Origin of the sequence: Emticicia sp. 17c, from assembly GCF_037153985.1 — a bacterium.
GTDB lineage: Bacteria > Bacteroidota > Bacteroidia > Cytophagales > Spirosomataceae > Emticicia.
Genome location: NZ_JBBAYI010000006.1, coordinates 238422 through 257877, shown reverse-complemented (window position 1 = coordinate 257877; position 19456 = coordinate 238422). Strand labels below are relative to the sequence as shown.

20 protein-coding genes are annotated in these 19456 nt (G+C 41.5%); 4 read left to right on the top strand and 16 right to left on the bottom strand.

Features of this window, described 5'->3' with window-relative positions:
* Positions 1–34 precede the first annotated feature (34 nt).
* From WAA15_RS13895 to WAA15_RS13865, 7 genes are all read right to left on the bottom strand, one after another.
* On the bottom strand, positions 35–712 hold the full coding sequence (locus WAA15_RS13895) for a TVP38/TMEM64 family protein (protein WP_337043382.1): 678 nt from the start codon (positions 710–712) through the stop codon (positions 35–37).
* Positions 713–768: 56 nt separating this feature from the next.
* Positions 769–1371, bottom strand: coding sequence for a hypothetical protein (locus WAA15_RS13890; RefSeq protein ID WP_337043381.1), 603 nt, complete (start codon positions 1369–1371; stop codon positions 769–771).
* Complete coding sequence (locus tag WAA15_RS13885) at positions 1364–1834, bottom strand: hypothetical protein (protein WP_337043380.1); 471 nt, start codon at positions 1832–1834, stop codon at positions 1364–1366. Before WAA15_RS13885 ends, WAA15_RS13890 begins: the two co-directional genes overlap by 8 nt.
* A 147-nt stretch (positions 1835–1981) precedes the next feature.
* On the bottom strand, positions 1982–3019 hold the full coding sequence (gene proB, locus WAA15_RS13880) for a glutamate 5-kinase (RefSeq protein WP_337043379.1): 1038 nt from the start codon (positions 3017–3019) through the stop codon (positions 1982–1984).
* Between the two features lie 102 nt (positions 3020–3121).
* Positions 3122–3865, bottom strand: coding sequence for a ribonuclease III (rnc, locus tag WAA15_RS13875; RefSeq protein ID WP_337043378.1), 744 nt, complete (start codon positions 3863–3865; stop codon positions 3122–3124).
* A gap of 8 nt (positions 3866–3873) precedes the next feature.
* Positions 3874–5121, bottom strand: a complete 1248-nt coding sequence (gene fabF, locus WAA15_RS13870) for a beta-ketoacyl-ACP synthase II (RefSeq protein WP_337043377.1) — start codon at positions 5119–5121, stop codon at positions 3874–3876.
* Between the two features lie 85 nt (positions 5122–5206).
* Positions 5207–5443: an acyl carrier protein gene (locus WAA15_RS13865; RefSeq protein WP_337043376.1), complete on the bottom strand. Its 237-nt coding sequence runs from the start codon at positions 5441–5443 to the stop codon at positions 5207–5209.
* A 228-nt stretch (positions 5444–5671) separates the two neighbouring features.
* Here WAA15_RS13865 and kdsA point away from each other — a divergent pair, with 228 nt between their 5' ends.
* Both kdsA and WAA15_RS13855 read left to right on the top strand, forming a co-directional pair.
* Positions 5672–6493, top strand: a complete 822-nt coding sequence (gene kdsA, locus WAA15_RS13860; protein ID WP_337043375.1) for a 3-deoxy-8-phosphooctulonate synthase — start codon at positions 5672–5674, stop codon at positions 6491–6493.
* A 162-nt stretch (positions 6494–6655) separates the two neighbouring features.
* Positions 6656–6985, top strand: coding sequence for a DUF3467 domain-containing protein (locus WAA15_RS13855; RefSeq protein WP_337043374.1), 330 nt, complete (start codon positions 6656–6658; stop codon positions 6983–6985).
* Between the two features lie 67 nt (positions 6986–7052).
* On the opposite strand, the gene WAA15_RS13850 is transcribed toward WAA15_RS13855, so the two are convergent.
* The 9 genes from WAA15_RS13850 to WAA15_RS13810 form a co-directional block, all read right to left on the bottom strand.
* Complete coding sequence (locus WAA15_RS13850; protein WP_337043373.1) at positions 7053–7706, bottom strand: hypothetical protein; 654 nt, start codon at positions 7704–7706, stop codon at positions 7053–7055.
* Positions 7707–7719: 13 nt separating this feature from the next.
* Positions 7720–9003: an LVIVD repeat-containing protein gene (locus tag WAA15_RS13845; RefSeq protein WP_337043372.1), complete on the bottom strand. Its 1284-nt coding sequence runs from the start codon at positions 9001–9003 to the stop codon at positions 7720–7722.
* A gap of 69 nt (positions 9004–9072) precedes the next feature.
* Positions 9073–9450, bottom strand: coding sequence for a hypothetical protein (locus tag WAA15_RS13840; RefSeq protein ID WP_337043371.1), 378 nt, complete (start codon positions 9448–9450; stop codon positions 9073–9075).
* Positions 9451–9483: 33 nt separating this feature from the next.
* The gene (locus tag WAA15_RS13835; protein ID WP_337043370.1) at positions 9484–10695 is read right to left on the bottom strand and encodes a serpin family protein; all 1212 of its coding nucleotides are present in this window, start codon (positions 10693–10695) and stop codon (positions 9484–9486) included.
* Positions 10696–10739: 44 nt separating this feature from the next.
* On the bottom strand, positions 10740–11192 hold the full coding sequence (locus tag WAA15_RS13830) for an META domain-containing protein (protein ID WP_337043369.1): 453 nt from the start codon (positions 11190–11192) through the stop codon (positions 10740–10742).
* Between the two features lie 309 nt (positions 11193–11501).
* Entirely contained in the window at positions 11502–12701 is a 1200-nt protein-coding gene (gene lhgO, locus WAA15_RS13825; protein ID WP_337043368.1) for an L-2-hydroxyglutarate oxidase, read from the bottom strand.
* Positions 12702–12830: 129 nt separating this feature from the next.
* Positions 12831–14948, bottom strand: coding sequence for a carboxy terminal-processing peptidase (locus tag WAA15_RS13820; RefSeq protein WP_337043367.1), 2118 nt, complete (start codon positions 14946–14948; stop codon positions 12831–12833).
* 153 nt (positions 14949–15101) lie between these two features.
* Entirely contained in the window at positions 15102–16400 is a 1299-nt protein-coding gene (locus tag WAA15_RS13815) for a UDP-N-acetylmuramoyl-tripeptide--D-alanyl-D-alanine ligase (protein ID WP_337043366.1), read from the bottom strand.
* 130 nt (positions 16401–16530) lie between these two features.
* A complete protein-coding gene (locus WAA15_RS13810) occupies positions 16531–17025 on the bottom strand; it encodes a hypothetical protein (RefSeq protein ID WP_337043365.1) in 495 nt (164 codons plus the stop codon).
* 204 nt (positions 17026–17229) lie between these two features.
* On the opposite strand from WAA15_RS13810, the gene WAA15_RS13805 reads away from it, so the two are divergent.
* Both WAA15_RS13805 and WAA15_RS13800 read left to right on the top strand, forming a co-directional pair.
* Positions 17230–18555, top strand: coding sequence for a M14 family zinc carboxypeptidase (locus WAA15_RS13805; protein ID WP_337043364.1), 1326 nt, complete (start codon positions 17230–17232; stop codon positions 18553–18555).
* The gene (locus tag WAA15_RS13800) at positions 18539–19426 is read left to right on the top strand and encodes a carboxypeptidase-like regulatory domain-containing protein (RefSeq protein WP_337043363.1); all 888 of its coding nucleotides are present in this window, start codon (positions 18539–18541) and stop codon (positions 19424–19426) included. The genes WAA15_RS13805 and WAA15_RS13800 overlap by 17 nt, the downstream gene beginning before the upstream one ends.
* Positions 19427–19456 lie beyond the last annotated feature (30 nt).

The window sequence follows — 19456 nt, the reverse complement described above, 5'->3', positions numbered from 1 at the left end:
TAAGCGTGCTGTATTTACCTACGGCACGCTATTTTTATGCCTGCTTTTTTTGTTTTGGCCGCACAAAGTAGAAAATCCCGACTACGGAGGCCAGTAATAAAACTATCAGTAAAATCTTCTGCACATTTCCCTCATTAGGGTTCTCTAATAGTCTTCTGATTTCCTTCGCCTGAAAGCCAGTCCATACAGCCAACAGCGTTCGGGGAATCATTCCCAGAAAACCACCAAGCAAGATGTTTTTCAACTTTGCTCCCGACAACGCAAATACGAAGTTGGTTAAAGCAAAGGGTAATACTGGTGATAACTTAGCAAAGAAAATTATTTTCAGTTCCTGCTCTTTTATGTTTGTCAGAATCTCATTAACCTTCTTGTTCTCGGCCAGATAATTTCTGAAACGGTCTTTATCAAGCCGGCGCGTAACAAAATTGACCAGAAATATAGCCCCCATATTGAGCGCAAGCAATGGCAAAACCGCCTGCCAACCAAGAAAATACCCAAAAATCAATGCCAGAAAAGTAGGTGGCGTAATAGCTAATGCCGAAGTAAGGCAACAAATAACGGTAATAAGTACCCATGTTTGCTGAGTAAAACTTCCTATTTCGGTTTCGTGGGTAATTACCCAGAACGTAATAATAGAAGTAAAAATCAGCGGAATAACCGTTAAGAATATAGACGAAACAAGCGCGAATGAGTATTTCCGAATCTCTTTCAAGTGTGGCTAAAATTTAAACCACAAAACTACAAATTAGAAACACCCAAAACTACACATCAGAGTAGAAATCCGATACGAACCACAAGTGGCGAATTATTACCGCCTAAACCTTGCGGGCTAATAAAGCCCCGATTAGGATACCCCAGATTATACATGAGCGAAATAAAGCTACCTCGTTGGCCACCTCTACCTTGATAAAACCCAAGCCCTACGAGCGGAGACCCCTCCCATTTCCTTTTAATGTCTGTAAAGGGTGTAGTAGATACATGCGAATAAAACTGGTCTGAATAGGCATTCATTAGTTCATACTCGGCATGTGCAAAAATCATTTTAAATACCTGCTGGCGCACAAATAGTTTAGGGCCATATACAAAATTACCGCCTCCGTTAAATACTCCCTGATAAATAAGGTTAGCCCCTACGCCCGCTACGGTTCCTTTGTCGGTTACTTCATACCCTACCATTGGCGACACATCAATGTAGAAAGCACCAAAGAAGCCAAGCCAGAAATTGCCCCCATAACGTAGCTTTTCTTTCCATGCAGGCTTAGGCTGCTCAAAAAAAACAGGTTTTTCTTTGTCGTCTATTACTTCTACTTCTTGTGAAAATGCTGCAAACGTACAGGTTATCAGGGTAAGAGTTAAAAAAAATTTATGCATGTGTCAATGCTGTTTCTTGTAAAAAATCAGGCAGTTTAATGGTTTCCAACAATTGTTCTTCAAGCATATTTGCCCACTCTTGTAAATAAACGATTACATCTTCCCGAACATTGTGGTGCAAATAACGTTTTTCTGTGGGTAAACGCATTAAAATGTCTTTATCTGATAGTTTCTCCAGATTCTTTAAATCTTCAATCGAAAAACCGGCTGTTAGTAAATCAAAAATAATGAGGTCAATAGGCATAGCACTGGTTTCGCAGTAGTCGTTTAGTTGCTCGTTCCAGTCGCCGTGTCCTTGCATGGCATACGCATGTATTTCGGCTTTGGTTCGGTGTGTTACTTCCTGTGCCAGATTACCGCAGTTACAGCTTCCCATGTGGCCCCACATATATTGGCTGCCATTTTGTAATTTATTGGCAGTCCGACGAATTGCATCAATAATTTCTACTTTTGCCTTTGCCATAGTACAATGATTTTATTGTTGACTAAAAATTGACTGTTTCAAATCTTATAACAAATTTCATCAGGCTTTATCACCAAAATAATCAAATATTTTAACAAATCTATACGATAACGTTCATGGTAACCCGCAACCCATAGCCCTTGCTTGTTATATAAGTACAATATCGTTTGCATGAGCTACTTCAAAATTCTGTGTTTGAAGGTTGCTTGTCAGTTCGGCCGACGAAACTTTCGTGCGGGCTACGGCTACCATTATTCCGTGGTTATCAACTATTTCTACTACTTCGCCAGCTTCAAAATCGCCTTTTACTTTTTTTATACCCACCGCCAGCAAACTACTCCGTTTCTGTAAGGCTTTAACGGCACCGGCATCTACCTGCAAAGTACCCACCGTAAGGCTTCCGCTTGCCAGCCATTTATTTCTGGCCGACATATTCGCCCCTTGTGCCGTAAACTCGCTACCTGCGTCGCCTTTAAAGGCCCTTAGAATACCGTCAGGAGTTTTCATTCCAAAAATAATTACCCTGATACCCATACGCGTAGCCAGCTTGGTAAAGGTCAGTTTAGAGGCCATACCGCCCGACCCTAACGCCGACTTGCTGTTATCGACCAGCCCGAGTATCTGGTTATCAATATTCTCTATCTTGCGAATAATATTCTTTTCTTTATCGAGCAAGCCCCCTACCGACGTGCAAATCATCAGGATTTCAGCCCCGAAACCTGTGGCTATAAGCGTGGCTAGTTCATCGTTATCCGAGAATTTTAACTCACGGTTACTCACTACGTCGTTCTCGTTGGCAATAGGAATAATGCCATTGCGCCATAGTTCCTGATAAGTTTGTTTCAGTTGAAGAAATTGTTCGCGGTTTCCGAAATGCTGGCGTTCGCACAAGCTCTGGGCAATCTGGATATTATATTGCAAAAAGTATCTGGAATAGATATTCAGCAGCAGTGGGTTGCCAATGGCCGCCGCGGCTTTTCGTTCGCTTATCTCGCCCGAATAGTTTTTTATAAAGTGCTTGCCTGCCCCTACTGCCCCCGACGATACAATTACAATATGATAACGGGTATGTAATTCGGCCACCTGACGTGCAATTTCTGCAATAATGGTTTCGTCTGGTTCGCCATTTTGCTGGGTAATAGAGGCTGTTCCGAATTTAATAACAAGAATAGGCAACTGGTTCATGGTTAAGGTGCTTAATTACCGATTTTTCTGAATGGGGTAAAAGAGGATGCCTCTCTACCATAAAAGAAAGAGAGGCAGTGTTATGCTGCCTCTCTTTCTTTATCATGATTTTATCTCTAAACTTTCGCAAGCCCTGCGGGCGGCTTCCTGTTCGGCTTTTTTCTTGTTCCATCCTCCGCCTGTACTAATGGCTTCACCATTTACTTTTACCTGAGCTATAAACTCTTTGTGGTGGTGTTTGCCGTTTTCCTGAACAATTTCAAAAACAATTTTTTTACCTTCTTGTTGCGCCCAGCTTAAAAGGATGCTCTTGTAGTTAGTATTTGTCTGAATAACGGTGTCGAGGTCGAAATAATTAGCGATGAGCTTTTTCAGAATGAACGACCTCGTAAAACGAAAACCTTTGTCGAGATAAATGGCTCCTATAAGGGCCTCCATGGCATCGCCATACATTGAGGTACGATTATGCGCAATGCGCTGCCCATCAAACTGTATGAGTTTTTCCAAGCCAATTTTTCGGGCAACCTGATTCAACGATTCTCGGTTGACAATCCTTGAGCGTATTTCTGTTAAAAAGCCTTCATCTTTGAAAGGGTATTTTTTGAACAGGTATTCTGCTACAATCATGCCCAGCACCGAATCGCCCAAGTACTCAAGACGTTCGTTCGATTCGCGAAAACCACCAATATTGGTTTCTTTTGAAGCAGAGGTATGCCTAAAAGCTAACTGATAGAGCAATGGATTACTCGGTTTTTCCCCAATAATTTGCTCTACAGCTTTTCTAAACTCACGTTCTTTTGAACTTGTTTTGAAAAATCCCCAAAAATTACTAGCCTCCGACAACACGATTCAAGTTATATTTTCTTAAATATTAGTGTGGCATTATGCCCTCCAAAGCCAAAACAGTTACTCAAAACTACATCTATTTTTTTAGATTTCGCTACATTAGGGGTTAAATCTATTTTTGGATCGATTGTTTCGTCGATATTAAACAGATTGATGGTTGGTGGAACTACCTGATGTTTGATAGCCAAAACCGCTGCAACCGATTCTACGGCACCTGCCGCCCCTAATAAATGCCCTGTCATGGACTTGGTTGAGCTAATACTCATGTTATACGTATGGTCACCGAATAACTGTTGAATTGCCTTGATTTCCTGAGGGTCGCCCAGTGGAGTTGAAGTACCGTGAGTATTCACGTAATCAACTTCTTCTGGTTTCATGTTGGCATCTTCGAGTGCATCCTGCATTGAAAGAAATGCGCCATAACCTTCAGGGTGTGGAGCTGTGATGTGGTAGGCATCTGACGACATCCCCCCTCCAACAATTTCACAATATATTTTTGCCCCACGTGCTTTGGCATGTTCGTATTCTTCCAGAATCAAGGCAGCACCACCGTCGCCTAGTACGAAACCGTCACGGTCTTTGTCATACGGGCGCGAAGCGGTAGCGGGGTCGTCGTTTCTTTCAGACATTGCACGCAGGCCATTAAAACCGCCAATACCCGCCTGAGTAATGGCAGCTTCAGAACCACCTGAAATACAGATATTAATTCTACCTAAGCGAATATAATTAAAAGCATCGATAATCGCATTATTGGTAGAAGCACAAGCCGACACAGTGATGTAGTTCGGTCCGCGAAGTCCATATTTAATAGATATCTGACCCGAAGCACTATCGGCAATCATTTTCGGAATAAAAAACGGGTTAAATTTTGGCGTACCGTCACCACTGGCAAAATTAATTACTTCTTCTTCAAAAGTTTTTAAGCCGCCAATGCCCGAACCCCAAATAACACCTGCTTTATTTTTATTGATTGTTTCTAAATCTATACCCGAATCCTTAACGGCCTCATCGGCAGCTACTAAAGCATACTGGGTGAATAAGTCCATTTTACGGGCATCCTGCCTTGGAATGAATTGTGTGACATCAAAGTTTTTAACCTCACACGCAAATTTTGTACGAAACTTACTGGCATCGAATTTGGTAATAATGGCTGCTCCGCTTACTCCGTTCGACAAGCCATGCCAAAATTCCTCTACCGTGTTTCCGATAGGAGTTATTGCTCCCAATCCTGTTACAACTACTCGTTTGAAAGCCATAAAATGAGATTTGAGTTTCAGAGTATAAAGTTTCAAGTTTCATGAATGATTGATTGCCTGAAACTTGAAACTTGCAACTCGAAAATTATTTAGAATGTTCTTCCAAGTATGCAACAGCCTGACCTACGGTCTGGATATTTTCTGCTTGGTCGTCTGGGATTGATACGTTGAATTCTTTTTCAAATTCCATTATCAACTCCACAGTATCTAATGAATCTGCGCCCAAATCATTAGTAAATGATGCTTCTGATGTTACTTCTGACGCATCAACGCCGAGTTTTTCTACGATAATTTTCGTTACTTTAGATGCAATTGCTGACATTTTGAACTGTAGTTTGGTGAAAAACGACTGCAAAGAAAATGCTTTTCGGTGAAAACAACAAAATACACGAAAGTTTTTTAGTATCGGAAAACTTCCGACATTTGTATTTGTTTTTAATAAAAACCAATTAAATGCAAAAGAAATTTTGGAAAAATGGTTTAGAAAAAAAATATTCAATTAATTAATTCCTAAAAAACCATTTAAAAAACGGTTGTAAATTTAATTAAAGTGCTGAAAATCAATAAATTAAAAAACCAGAATTCTGGAAACTTTTTTCTCATTGCAGGCCCCTGCGTAGTAGAAGGCCGTGAGATGGCATTGGAGATTGCCGGAAAAGTACAAGAAATAACTGAGCGTTTACAGATTCCGTATATTTTCAAGGCGTCGTACCGAAAAGCCAACAGAACCAAGTTAAACTCGTTTACAGGCATTGGAGATGAGCTTGCCTTAGGTATACTGAAAGAAGTAAGCGAAACCTATGGCTTACCTACTATTACTGATATTCATGAATCACACGAGGCCGCTCTGGCTGCCCAGTATGTTGATGTGTTACAGATTCCGGCATTTTTATGCCGCCAGACCGAGCTACTTGTGGCTGCGGCGCAAACAGGCAAAGCCGTAAACGTAAAGAAAGGCCAGTTTATGCACGGCTCAGGCATGGGCTTTGCCGTTGAAAAAATTCAGGCCGTTAACCCCAACGCACAGGTAATGCTAACCGACAGGGGTAATTCGTTCGGGTACTCTGATATTGTGGTTGACTACCGGAATATTATCGAAATGAAAGCCTTTGAGGTGCCTGTTGTGATGGACTGCACGCATTCGCTTCAACAGCCCAATCAGGCATCGGGCGTAACAGGTGGTAAGCCTGCCCTGATTGAAACCATTGCCAAAGCCGCTATTGCCGTAGGTGCCGACGGTATTTTTATTGAAACTCACATGAATCCGGCTGTGGCAAAATCGGACGGAGCAAATATGCTTGCCCTTGATAAACTGGAAGCCCTTCTGGAAAAACTGGTGCGTATCCGCGAGGCCGTAAACAAGACCCTATGAGGTGTTTTTTTTAAATAAAATCATAGATTTGAGCTTTGGGGGCCAATAACTAGCCATTAAATAACAAATTCAAAAGGTATTTCTTTTTTTCAAAAAAGAATCTTTACTTTTGTTATATTTAAGCCCAATATGACTCCAAACCACTTAACATTACTAGTACACATGGCAAAAAAGAAAGATGCTCAGGAAGAGCCTGAACAACAAATTAATATAGAACTGTCGGAAGAGATGGCGGAAGGAGTATATGCAAATTTGGCAATGATAGCGCATTCAAACACTGAGTTTGTGATAGATTTTATTCGTCTGATGCCCGGAGTACCAAAGGCTAAGGTAAAATCGCGTATTATTCTTACACCAGAGCACGCCCAGAGGCTGCTTGTGGCTTTGCAGGATAATATCTCAAAATATGAAGATAATTTCGGTGCTATACGGCAAACAAATGAGCCGATGCCTTTCCCGATGAATTTCGGCGGGCCTATGGGCGAAGCCTGATACACCCTCGATGATATTTAATTAAAAAGCCTTAGAAGATGCTTCTAAGGCTTTCTTTTTTACAAAACTAAAATTCTATCCCCATCCGAAAAACTAATCTTCTGTACTTTCGTGTTTCGCTTGATTCTGTCCAGTATAGATCTCCCTGCTGCAACTGTCTGTATTCGGCTTGTTGAAATCTATACCCTATGTTTATTAACCATGCCGAGCTGTTTCGCATAGGTAGTTTATAGCCTATTGTTGGGCTTATCATGAGCCCTCCTGTGGTTTTAAAGCCTGTGTCATCTTCGTTGAGCCAAGTGGTGGCATAGCCGGCATCAAGGCCGCCCAGTAAAATACTACCGCCCTCTTTTTTCTGTACAAGGTTACGGCGCACGCCCAGCGCAACAGGCATTAACAAGGTTTTTCCGTAACCATCTACCCCTACCGTAATACCTGCCGAGGTTTTTCTGTTCAGATAGATTCCGTTGAAGGTCTGCAAAGAAAAATTAACTTTATTTGATACCTGATATTGGGGCGGGTTTGTAGACGGGTACCAACCATAATAAATCTGGTATTTGAATCGACCAAATAAGCCGCCAAACTCCGTCATGTTTACATATCGGTGTTTTTTGAAAAAACTTTCTTTTTCTTCCTGTGCCTGGGCTGTTATACTAAACAAACCGAGGGCTAACCCTAACGAACAGATTTTCATTAAGGGTGTTTTAAAGATATTTTCCATCGTGTTTCAGTGGTTAGGGTTGTTTTTTTACAGGTATAACACTGAGTAATTTCATGTTTTTGGGGTCAGTGGTATTGTACTGATACAGGCCACCTTGGCCTATCATCAGCAAATGATTTCCACCCATCGGAATCACATCAAAAGCGTTGATGTTTTCGATATGCTGTTGTAGTTTTATATCACTCACGCTGCTGGCATCGAACGATTTAAGCCCGTAGCCCCCTTCACAGATAAACAAATTCGGGAAATCGATACCTAAACCCGCAGGGTTCTTCATCTCATAGCTTTTGATTAACCGCGGTGCAGCAATATTACCAACATCAACCACATCGAGCCTGTTAGGAGCTACCCCACACCAACCCGAACGCAGGGTTACATAGGCAATATCGTTATGCACCACCACGGGGTCACAGGCGCGGGCGTGTTCAAACATGGTTACTCTTTCTGGCTTTGCCGGATTCTTGTTATCGAAAATATACATACCTGTATTAGAGCCAATAAAGAGCTTATCTTTATACGGGAAAATAGTTTCGATACCCCAGCCGAGGTTTATTTTGCCTTCCTGAACAGGTTCGCTAAGTGTTTTGATATTGAAAAGAAGCAAATCGTTCTGCGAAACCGTGTAGAGATAATTATCATAAATGGTGAACCTTGCCATTGACCCACCCTTGCCAGTGCCTCCTGACGCACCTGAGCTACGGTCGGCACCCGCGTAGTTCAGGTCTTGATAGTAATAAATAGGGTTCGGATTTACTACTTCAAAACCACAATTGCTACGAACCTTATCTGTCACGATTTTAAATTCATAGTCGGTTACTGTCTGGCTTTGTGCATTATAAAACCAGTTTATGCCTTCTACCAAGCCATTGGTAAAAACATTTTTCACCCTTCCGGTTTCCTTAATAGATTTTGGGTCTGTAATATCAAAGGTTACCATATCCATGTAGCTATCGGCATAGAGTGTGTTTTCCTTAACGGCTACATCTATTACACCGGGTATCTTCAGAAACGCCATGTTTAGGGGTTTTTCTGGATTGGTATTGTCAATGATATGAATGCCTTTTTTTATCTCATTAATGAACAGGTAGTTGTCTTTAACATAGATTTTGCCGGGCTTTACTAACTCCTGTGGCCCTTCTGCGGCAATTCCTTTGCGGATGTCTTCAACCATAAGCACAACAGGCTGGGTTGTGCGGTAGGTGCGAGTGGTTACGCACTCGTCGGTACAGGAAATGTTACTCACAGCTATACACAAGCCCAGAGCAACTGATAATAATCTGAAATAGTTGTTTTTCATAGTTCTGATTGCTAAACAAAAAAGCCATGTGTATGCTAGAAGCGTATACGACACGGCCTTTCTGGTAAATTATCTTACTCTGATTTTGGTTAGTTTTAATGGTATTCCTGAATACAGGGCAAGGTTGGCCGACGAGTTTTGTTTTATTTCACCACTAAAGATAATTTTCAGGTCTGTTTTATCTTTTAATTCGGCCGGAAGATTACCCACTACATATCGTTCTGACGGATTGGCTACACACGACAACGGGTCAAAATCATCTGAATCTCCTTGTGCTACAATTACTGTTAGTTCGGGGCTTGCTTTCATCAGGAAGCCTTCTTTGTTCTTGATGGTTCCAACGGTTTGGAGGTTATCAAAATCGCTTACCGGAGAAACATCCAAGCCTTGCTTTTCACAAGCTGAAAATAGTAATAGACTGATACAGAAAACCCAGAGATTTTTCATAGTTGTTTAGTTTAACGTAATACAGATAGGTAATTAAAGGTTGGCTATTTTGCCTGTAAACATGATTGTGTTCGATTGTTTTTCGCTGATTGCAAACAGGAACGGATGATCACAGATAAACTGAGGATACCCAGGAAGCGACGTAACCACTATTCCAATAGTTGTTACAGCAGCGGCTTCCGTACCTTTTTCGTCAATACCCAGATACGTATTCTGTTTTATCATACCTACCATAAGTTTACCTGCCGGAGACGCTATTTTAGATAAGTCGGCACTTGAGGTAAACATGGTTTGCATACCCATTTCGGTTAAGTCTTTTTGCAGGTCGGCTTCGTATTCCATCGTAAATTTGGGCAAGCCAATTATAGTTTTCTGTTCTTTCATGGCCGCTGATAAAGCCTGCCACTCGCTGTTCGACAAACTACTCAGGGTTGCCTCAATTGATTTATCAGGCAGAATAATTGTCATTACATAATTGCCATCACCATAAGGTAATTCTATGGCCTGATAGTTATTACGCTTGGCGTATTTCACGTTCTCGGTCATGTTCATCATCTTTACGTTTTTGGCACCTTTTGTACCTGTAAAGCTGGCATCGTGTGTATTTTCTACATTAAATTGCGTTTTCCAGTCGCCTTTAAAATAGAGTGCATTCATAAGAAACAAAACTTGGTCGGGGTCAATTGTTTCTAATACCTTTTTAATTTTTCCGTTGGTGTTATCGCTTGCCCAATTATTGATTTTACCTACGGTAGCCGTATTGTTGAAGTCTTCGCCCGAAGCCGTAGCGTTAAAATAGTTTTTAAGGTTGGTCAGGTATGCGTCTTCCACTTTAAAATCTTTTCTATACCAAACAGAGTTGGCAATAGTATTTTTCACTTTGGGGTCGCTTATCGGAAGGTTTTCGATTAAATCTTTATAGATACCATTGGTAGTTGCTAAGTCAGACGACACCCTGAGCCCTTTTTGTATTTCTTCTTTTGTTTTGCCGTCGGCTCCGTTAAGCAACATTCCCAGAGCAATGTGGAGGCTTAGCGGGGAAACAAAATAGTTTTCGTCTGCTGCCACGATGGCGTTATGTTTTTTCCAGAAATCAAAGGCGAAGGCGGAGGTCTGGTCTGCGAAAGCAGCCGGAATAGCTTTTAGTTTATTATTATCTGGCACGACCGAGTTATTATCATCGCCACAACTTGCTGCCGTGAAAGCACAAACTCCTGCCAATAATACAATTTTAAGCGTTTTCATAAGTTGGTTTATTTATTTTATAAAAGTAGATTTTACGTGTATGCTTATTTTTTTTCAAAATACATGGTTTCTTTAGATGCCCCCGCCAGATAAAACACTAACGTGTTTTTATCTTTAAAATCGTATCGCTCAATATTTTTCAGATTCTCGTAATAGGCCATTTCAAACTCGTTCGCTTCGGGTGTGCCTGCTATTTTGGTAGTACCCAGCACCAGCACTTTTAAGGTTTTGTTGGTTTCGTCAATTTCGGCATCAGCCGAATAGAAATTAACAGAGCTTTGCCCGTTCATTTTGATTTTTCCTTCCTCCATCTTAAACTCAAGCGATACATCATATTTAGACACCTGCCCGTTTGAGTAGCTTTTTAAACGCCATTGCCCCAACAGGTTTGATGCCCGCAAAGCATCCATCGGCGTATTAGCTGACTCAACTATTTCGCTCTTGCATGAGGCCATCATTAAAGTACTGGCCATCATTAAAATAACTAGTTTTTTCATTGCAATATTTCTTTTTTCTCTGGTTACCCGAAACACATATTTGTTGCTTGTCAGGATACTCAGTCGGTCAAGGGAATAAACAAACGAGAATGTTTTTCCCCTGACTTAAACAATTGTTTTGACTGAGGCTCAGTACCCTTTTCACCGATATAGATTCCAGATTTAAAAAAAAGGTTGGAACAGAAATATATTTTCTGAAATTTTATAAACAGGGCTCTAGCACAAATTGCTTGCAACTGTTGCCTGCTTTAGCAAGAAAGAAGTATTCCGGCTTATAAAAACCGGAATTATAGAAAGATGTTTGTTTTGTCAGAATCTTTTCAGAACCAGTTCGCTTACCGTCTGGCCGATAGACAAAGAAGAGGTTGCCGCCGGAGACGGAGCATTACAGATATTAACAGCGCGCTCGTTTTCAAAAATAGCGAAATCGTCAAGCAAACCTCCGTCATAATCACAGGCTTGCGCTCTTACTCCTGCCCCACCCGGCACGAGGTCGTTTTCCTGAATTTCAGGTATTAGCTCTTGTAGTGCTTTGGTAAAGGCACTTTTTGAGAAAGACCTATACATTTCGCCCATGCCCGTGCGCCAGTATTTAGCTGCTACTTTCTGGAAGCCCCTCCAAGTAAGTGTTTCAAACAATTCGCCCAGATTTATGTCGGTCTTTTTGTATCCTTCTCTGCTGAAAGCCAACACCGCATTAGGCCCTGCTTCTACACCGCCATGAATCATTCGGGTAAAGTGTACTCCCAAAAACGGAAAATTTGGGTCTGGTACAGGATAAATAAGGTTTTTAACAAGATATTGTTTCTCTGGCTTTATTTCGTAGTACTCACCTCTGAATGGCGTAATTCTCAGTTTTTTAGCGCGGTCGTCGGTCATCTGCCCTACTTTGTCCGAATAAAGCCCTGCACAGTTAACCACAAGTTTGGTTTCATAAGACCCTTTTGTGGTATTAACCACCGAAAAATCACCTTTGGCAATAATACCTTTCACCTTTTCGCCAAACACTATTTCGCCGCCTAGTTGCTGTGTTTTTTGCAGATATTTTTCACAGACCTCGGTATAATCAATAATACCTGTTTGCGGAACAAAGAAGCCTTTCAGCCCGTTTACATGAGGCTCGTATTCTTTTAGTTGTTCGGCGTTAAGCATCTTGAACCCATCAAGCCCGTTTTGTTTGCCACGTTCAAAAAGCCCATCCAGAATAGAGATTTGCTCAGGGCGGGTTGCCACCACAATCTTACCGCATAAATCGAATTTTATGTCTTCACTCTGGCAGAAATCCAACAGCATTTCATACCCTCTGATACAATTCGTTGCTTTTAAACTACCCGGTTTATAATATAAACCCGAATGAATAACCCCGCTGTTGTGGCCTGTCTGGTGTTGTGCTACTTTTGCTTCTTTTTCAATAATCAACAATTTGAGGGCGGGCTTACCTTGTTTGATTTTCAAAGCTGTGGCAAGGCCAACAATTCCTCCACCAATTACAATTACATCGTAGGTCATGTTCTAATTCTATAAGGAAGTTTTTGTGCAAATATACAACAAAAGAACTGCTTCTGTTCATGGCTACCCCTTAAAACCAGCAAAGCCCGAAGAAAGGCTTTTCTTCGGGCTTTGCTGGTTGCGTATATGTTAGTTTTTAACGGCCATTCCTTTTTGCTGAATCATGTCGTCCATTACGTGTATGGTTTCATTCAGATACACATCTTGTTTAAGATACTTAATCCAGAAGTCGTTACGGTCTTTTTTCAATGAATCAGAATTGATTACGGTCAAATCTGAGGCCAGATTATTAACCGTCAGGTTATCTTTCAGTTTGGTAAGGTCACGTACTTTACCCGAAACATCTTTTATTTCTTTCAACTGTACTTTGTACTTCTGCCACTCTAACGAGCGTGAAGTTTTACGGTTATCTGCCAGAATATTAGTATTGTCTTCTATTTGTTTGAATACATTATTAGCTGCCAGCCGCTCTTTGCTTTTTTGTTGCAAGAGGCTCACATCTGGTGCGGCCTGCCATGTCTGGTATGAAGCCTGCGGCATTTCGTCCCAAGCCAGTGCATTAGGCGAATCTTTTTCGCGCATTTTGTAGGCCTCATAAACACCTGTCAACACAATATCAGATTCTACTCCTTTTAACTGGGTTGCACCGCCATTAATGCGGTAGTATTTCTGTAAAGTCAGGTGTACGGCTCCTAAATCGCCCGCGCCACTACCTGTGCCGCCACCACCAACAGGGAACGCTCTTTGTACGGTTCCTTTTCCGTAAGTTGACGAAGAACCAACCACTACCCCACGTTTGTAATCCTGAATAGCCGAAGCAAAAATTTCAGAAGCAGAAGCACTGCGCTCGTTTACTAAAACTACCAGTGGGCCATCGTACAGCACCGAAGGGTCGTTGTCGCTCATTTGTGAAGGACGGCCAGCACGGTCACGGATTAGTACCACGGGCCCTGTTTTAATAAACAAACCTACCATGTTTACTACTTCCTGAAGGCTTCCGCCACCGTTATCACGAATATCCAGAATTATACCGTCTACACCTTCGGCTTTTAGTTTTTCTACCTCCTTAGCCACGTCTTTAGCACAACGGGCTGCCTGCGGGCGTTGGAAGTCGGCATAAAAAGCTGGTAAATCTATCAGCCCAATTTTATGTTTACCCGAGTTAACAATGGCACTTCTGGCAAAGGTTTCGTCGAGTTTGAGTTCTGCACGAATAATAGGCACTACTTTCTGAGAGCCATCAGGCTTCTGGATAGTGAGCCTTACTTCTGTACCTTCTGCTCCGCGAATAATTTTCACGGCATCGTCGGTGGTATATCCGGTAATATCTTCGGGTTCTGCGGCTCCCTGAGCAACTTTCAGGATAACATCATTTGCTTGAATTTCGCCCGATTTCCATGCCGGACTTCCGGCGGTTACGCTTCTGATTTTTATTTTGTCGTCTTCCTGCATCAATAAAGCACCTATACCGAAATAGCGGCCGCTGAGGCGTTCGTCAAAAGCGCGTTTATCTACTGGCGGAAAAAAGTCTGTATGAGGGTCCATTTCGTTGGTAATGGTATTTACAAGCATGGCAAATCTCTGATTCTCATCAAATTTGTTTTTCAGGCGGTCAAAGTATTTATCCATTACTTTTTTAACCTTCTGGCGAGCTTCCTGCTCAAGAGCGGCATCGGTTTTAGCTACAAAGTCCGCTTTAGCTTTATTTTTCTCCTGTAAATCCTGCAATTCCGAATATCTTTCGAGGGTTTGCCATTTCAGGTATTTTCTCCAGCGGTCTTTTCTTTCGGCCTCATTTGCAGCAAAGGCCAGTTTATCCGAATCAAGCTCGATTGATTCATCTTTCGAGAAATCGAATGGTTTATCAATAATCTGTTTATAGATTTCCTCTGCTTCGGCAATGCGGTTCACATAAATTTCGTCTGAAACCTTGAAGAAGTTCAACGATGCGCCATGAATTTCATCGTCAATCTGAGTTTCATATTTACGTAGTTTATTAATGTCTTTCTCTAACAGAATACGTTTGCTAGGGTCGATACGGTTCAGGTATTCGGCAAAAATTTCTTTTGAGAAAGTATCATCTATTTTCTTGGGGCTATAATGCCCTTGTTCGAGCATGGCTCCCACTGTACGCAGAATTGTTTCGTTTTTGCTTGGTGGGTCATCGTTCAGAGGTACTGCCGAAATAAAAACAATACCAATAACTCCACTCAAAAAGGCTAGGGATAAAATATGGCGCTTTCTCATAGGTCTAATCTCCTTCTGTTTGGTAAATATTTGGTTCTGTATGTGTTGATTCAAAAATCAATCCATTTATAATGAATCTATAACGAAAATTTAACAAATAAATTTTTCTTGTTTGTTGAAAATTGATAAAAGGATTTTTTTGAGTATAAACACCTATTTAAAACAGGGCAGGGTGCTTTCGAGGCCCATGCCGCGTGAGCCTTTAATGAGTACAAATGCGTTTTGTATGTTTTTGTCGAGCAACCAGTTATGTAACGAAAACTTGTCGGGAAAATAAAACGCTTTAGGCAATGGCGGGAGCGCCGAGGCCATTAATTTACCTGCCAGAATAACCAAATCAAAGTTTCCTTTAGCTACCAGTTCACCAATAGCCAGATGCTCGGCCGGAGCGTCGTCGCCTAGTTCAAACATATCTCCCAGAATCACCACTTTTTGTTTATTGGTTTGCAGATTAATAAAATTCTGAATAGCCGCCGCCATCGATGACGGATTCGCGTTATAGGCATCCAGCAGAATGCTATTCGTTCCTTTTTCGATAATCTGAGAGCGATTGTTATCAGGGTTATAAGCACTTACAGCTTCCGAAGCCTGCTCAACCGGCACCCCGAAGAAATTACCAATAGCAATAGCTGCGGCAATGTTTTCAAAATTATACCACCCTGGCAAATACGTGGTGTAGGTTTGGGGCGCGTGGGTAGGCGTTTGTGTTGAGAACACAACCAACGGTGAGTCTTCGAGCAATAGCACTGAATCGTCGGCCAGATAATTGATTGTTTCTCTGAACTTGCGTGTACTTGCCATTGCCGTCAGGTTGTCGTTTTTGGCATTGACAAATACTGTTCCGCCCGACTTCGCAAGGAAATCGTACAGTTCTCCTTTCCCTTTTTTAACGCCTTCAACTCCACCAAAACCTTCCAGATGGGCTTTGCCGACGTTAGTAATAAAGCCGTGCGTAGGCTCACAGATATTGCACAGGTCTCTTATTTCTCCCTGATGGTTTGCGCCCATTTCTATTACGGCTATTTCGTAGGTGTTGTCAATACCCAACAGCGTAAGTGGCACCCCTATGTGGTTATTCAGGTTACCTTTGGTATAATATGTTTTATATTTTTTTGATAAAACCGTGGCAACCAGTTCTTTTGAAGTAGTTTTTCCGTTTGAGCCTGTCAAGCCTACAAACGGAATGCCGAGGTGCTGGCGATGAAAATTAGCCAGTTTCTGAAGTGTATACAGCACATCTTTTACCAGAATGCAGGCATCATTTACAGCATATTTTTCTTCATCAACAACTACATATTTGGCTCCTTTGGCAAGGGCTTCCTGCGCAAATTCGTTGGCATTGAATTTATCACCTTTAAGGGCAAAAAACATTACCCCCTCACCTATCTGGCGGGTGTCTGTCGAAACACCCGTACAGGTTTTAAACTTCTCGTATATTTCAGCTATGGACATTTTCTTCGGGTTAATTATGATTCCTACTTTTGGTGGTAAATTTAATGCTAAACTTCTTTTGTTGCATCATTTAGGTATCAAACCTTTGTAGCATTGGCTTATGTTATGATTTATTCCTGTTTTTATCTGCTTATTTGTCGCTTACGATACCATCAGGAGTAATTACTTTATCATAAACTTTTGAGCCGTTCGACAACAGAATATGATACGGCTGGGTAGTGTAAACATCGCCAAGTTTTTCTTTGAGGTTAAGTTCCAGCACATGGTCAAGTTCGGCGGCACATTCAACGCCGGTGCTTTTTTCATAGCTTATCACAAAAAACAGCGTTAACGGATATGACTTCCGCATGATACCATCCCAGATGATTTTATAATTATTTTTATCGCACCCCCCTCGTACAAAAACTTTCAGGATGTCACCCTCGCGTTTTATCTCTTTAATATCAAAACCATATTGCCTACTTGTGCGGGCTGCAATGGCCTGCTCATAGGCTGTGGCACTTACCTCAAAGGCAAGCTCGCTAACTACTGGCGCGGGTTCATTTTGCCTTGACTTACACGCCAGAACTAATACCATACCCAAAAGCAACGTTATGGTTGAAATGTTTTTTAGCTGATTTTTCATAATCCTTGATTAGTTAAAATATAAAACTACTTATACTGTATGAAGATTCTCTTTTTTATAAAGAAGTTGGAAAATCGGCTAATTATTAGTGTATTTGCTATAAAACAGGGCGTATTTTTAGGTTTTACTTAAACAGGCTGGCAGAATATTAATAAAATAAACCCTACATTTGTTTGTACACTTAATCAATAAAATTCCAATTTTATGGTTCTTCTTCTCAAACGGCTTAACTTTGCCCTTACCGCTTATTTTATTTTATTAAGTATGTCATTGATTGCGCAAAAACCTTCAAAGGATTTCTCGAAACAATTGTTTGAACAACACGAGACATTTAAGGAAAAAACCATTACTCACCGCAGATTCAAGCACAAGGATATGGTTCCGCTCATTAAAAAACTGCCTTTTGAGAAAACCGTAGTGGGTAAATCGTTTGAAGAAAGAGACATTTATCAGATAAAACTGGGCAATGGCCCTACGAAAATATTGTTGTGGTCGCAGATGCACGGCGACGAACCAACAGCCACCATGGCGTTGTTGGATATTTTTCTGTTTTTTCAAGGCAAAAACGATGGTTTTGATGCACTCAGAGAAAGTATTCTAAGCAGAAGTACCATTTATTTTGTACCGATGCTCAACCCTGATGGCGCCGAACGATACCAGCGACGCACAGCCACCGAGATAGACATGAATCGAGATGCGCTGCGTTTCCAGACTCCTGAAGGCAAACTGCTGAAACAATTGCAGGATGACCTGAAGCCTGAGTTTTCGTTTAACCTGCACGATAAAAACACCCGTTATAGTGCTGGGCGCAGTAATAAACAGGCAACGGTTTCATTTCTGGCTACGGCGTACGATTTTGAACGAAGCTGGAACCCCACACGCACCAAAGCCATGCAGGTGATTTGTCAGATGAGCGAAGCCCTGCAAGGTTTTATTCCGGGGCATCTGGGACGATGGAACGACGAACATGAACCACGCGCCTTTGGCGACAACGTGTCGAAATGGGGAAGCAGCCTTATTCTGATTGAATCGGGTGGATATAAAGATGATGTTGAAAAACAGTTTATCAGAAAACTGAACTTTGTGGCTATTCTGACAGGTTTACAAAGCATTGCCGAGGAGTCATATACGCACCACACACTTGCTACTTATGAAAAACTGCCTAATAACGAGCGTTATTTGTACGACTTACTGATTCGGAACGCCGAATTTGATTATAAAGGCAAAATTGTTGTAAAAGACATTGCCATTGACCTCATTGAAAAAAATACCCGAAAAGCTACCAGTTTTACAATTAAAAGCGTTATTGAGGATATGGGCGACCTTTCGACCTTCTGGGGCATTAAAGAGATTGATGCTACTGGCTTAAGGGTAAGACCTCTAGCCGATTTCCCCGATTTAATAAAAACCTACGCTTTGTCAAAAGAAGACATTCAGGATAAAGAATTGAACCTCGACGAGAAAGCCAACTTTGTTTTAACGAAAGGCAAAGAAGTTAAATACGTAATTTTGAATGGACACATCAAATAGCACTATTGGCAAAAATAGTCAGGCGGGGTATCTGTATATCTTGTTCTGGCAGCAACGCGGATATTTTAATAACAGCCGTTCGGTTTTCGGGGTAGGCTTGTTTCGTCTTTTTTCTGTCAGAAAATCCGGTTTGGCTCCCTCTATACTTGCGCCCACTTTCTTTTTTGTGTTTTTAGCTTTTAATTCTGCTTCGGCACAACAAACGTTTGTACTGGGCCGCGCCATTGACCCCATTACACAAAAGGGTATTGCTGATGCCACAGTAGTGAATAAAAATACCAAACAAATCACTAAAACAAGTGCCAATGGCAATTTTCTGGTAAGAGCCACACGCGGAGACTCCATCAAAATATCGTCGGTGGGCTACCGAACTGTTGGCATTGCTTGGGACGGCGTTAATACTGAGCCTCTGCTCGAAATGAAACAGGAAGCCATTATGCTGCCCGAAGTTGTGATAAAAGACCGCCGTCTGGAAATTATTCGGAAGCAGATTGATGAGCTACTGGCTGCCCCCGAAGCCTCAACCAAACTGAAATGGAAAGATATTTCTAACCTCATTAACACCAATACGTCTACCCCTGGTGGTATTGGTATTTCAATAGACGGTTTATACCAGCTTTTTAGCAAAGAAGGTAAAACACGCCGCAAGCTGGAAGCCATGAAACAGGAAGATTTACGTAAACTGCTGGTTGAGTACCGCTACAATCCTGAATATGTTTCGTATGTAACCAAACTTAAAGGGCAGGATTTAAAAGACTTTATGAAATTTTGTAATTTACCCGAAAACTTCATTCTTACTGCCAATGATTATGACCTGACTTTTGAGGTTTTCAGGTGTCTGGATGAGTTCAAAAGCAGAATGCGATTTTAAAAATACGTTACACCCCTTTTTGCAATGCCC

Bases quoted from the DNA above. Each gene is read 5' to 3' on its own strand.
- WAA15_RS13805 (WP_337043364.1), top strand. From the start codon at position 17,230: ATGGTTCTTCTTCTCAAACGGCTTAACTTTGCCCTTACCGCTTATTTT.
- WAA15_RS13865 (WP_337043376.1), bottom strand. From the start codon at position 5,443: ATGTCAGCAATTGCATCTAAAGTAACGAAAATTATCGTAGAAAAACTC.
- WAA15_RS13800 (WP_337043363.1), top strand. From the start codon at position 18,539: ATGGACACATCAAATAGCACTATTGGCAAAAATAGTCAGGCGGGGTAT.
- WAA15_RS13840 (WP_337043371.1), bottom strand. From the start codon at position 9,450: ATGAAAAATCTCTGGGTTTTCTGTATCAGTCTATTACTATTTTCAGCT.
- WAA15_RS13815 (WP_337043366.1), bottom strand. From the start codon at position 16,400: ATGTCCATAGCTGAAATATACGAGAAGTTTAAAACCTGTACGGGTGTT.
- WAA15_RS13820 (WP_337043367.1), bottom strand. From the start codon at position 14,948: ATGAGAAAGCGCCATATTTTATCCCTAGCCTTTTTGAGTGGAGTTATT.
- WAA15_RS13885 (WP_337043380.1), bottom strand. From the start codon at position 1,834: ATGGCAAAGGCAAAAGTAGAAATTATTGATGCAATTCGTCGGACTGCC.
- WAA15_RS13855 (WP_337043374.1), top strand. From the start codon at position 6,656: ATGGCAAAAAAGAAAGATGCTCAGGAAGAGCCTGAACAACAAATTAAT.
- WAA15_RS13810 (WP_337043365.1), bottom strand. From the start codon at position 17,025: ATGAAAAATCAGCTAAAAAACATTTCAACCATAACGTTGCTTTTGGGT.
- WAA15_RS13830 (WP_337043369.1), bottom strand. From the start codon at position 11,192: ATGAAAAAACTAGTTATTTTAATGATGGCCAGTACTTTAATGATGGCC.
- proB (WP_337043379.1), bottom strand. From the start codon at position 3,019: ATGAACCAGTTGCCTATTCTTGTTATTAAATTCGGAACAGCCTCTATT.
- lhgO (WP_337043368.1), bottom strand. From the start codon at position 12,701: ATGACCTACGATGTAATTGTAATTGGTGGAGGAATTGTTGGCCTTGCC.
- WAA15_RS13835 (WP_337043370.1), bottom strand. From the start codon at position 10,695: ATGAAAACGCTTAAAATTGTATTATTGGCAGGAGTTTGTGCTTTCACG.
- fabF (WP_337043377.1), bottom strand. From the start codon at position 5,121: ATGGCTTTCAAACGAGTAGTTGTAACAGGATTGGGAGCAATAACTCCT.
- WAA15_RS13850 (WP_337043373.1), bottom strand. From the start codon at position 7,706: ATGGAAAATATCTTTAAAACACCCTTAATGAAAATCTGTTCGTTAGGG.
- WAA15_RS13845 (WP_337043372.1), bottom strand. From the start codon at position 9,003: ATGAAAAACAACTATTTCAGATTATTATCAGTTGCTCTGGGCTTGTGT.
- WAA15_RS13890 (WP_337043381.1), bottom strand. From the start codon at position 1,371: ATGCATAAATTTTTTTTAACTCTTACCCTGATAACCTGTACGTTTGCA.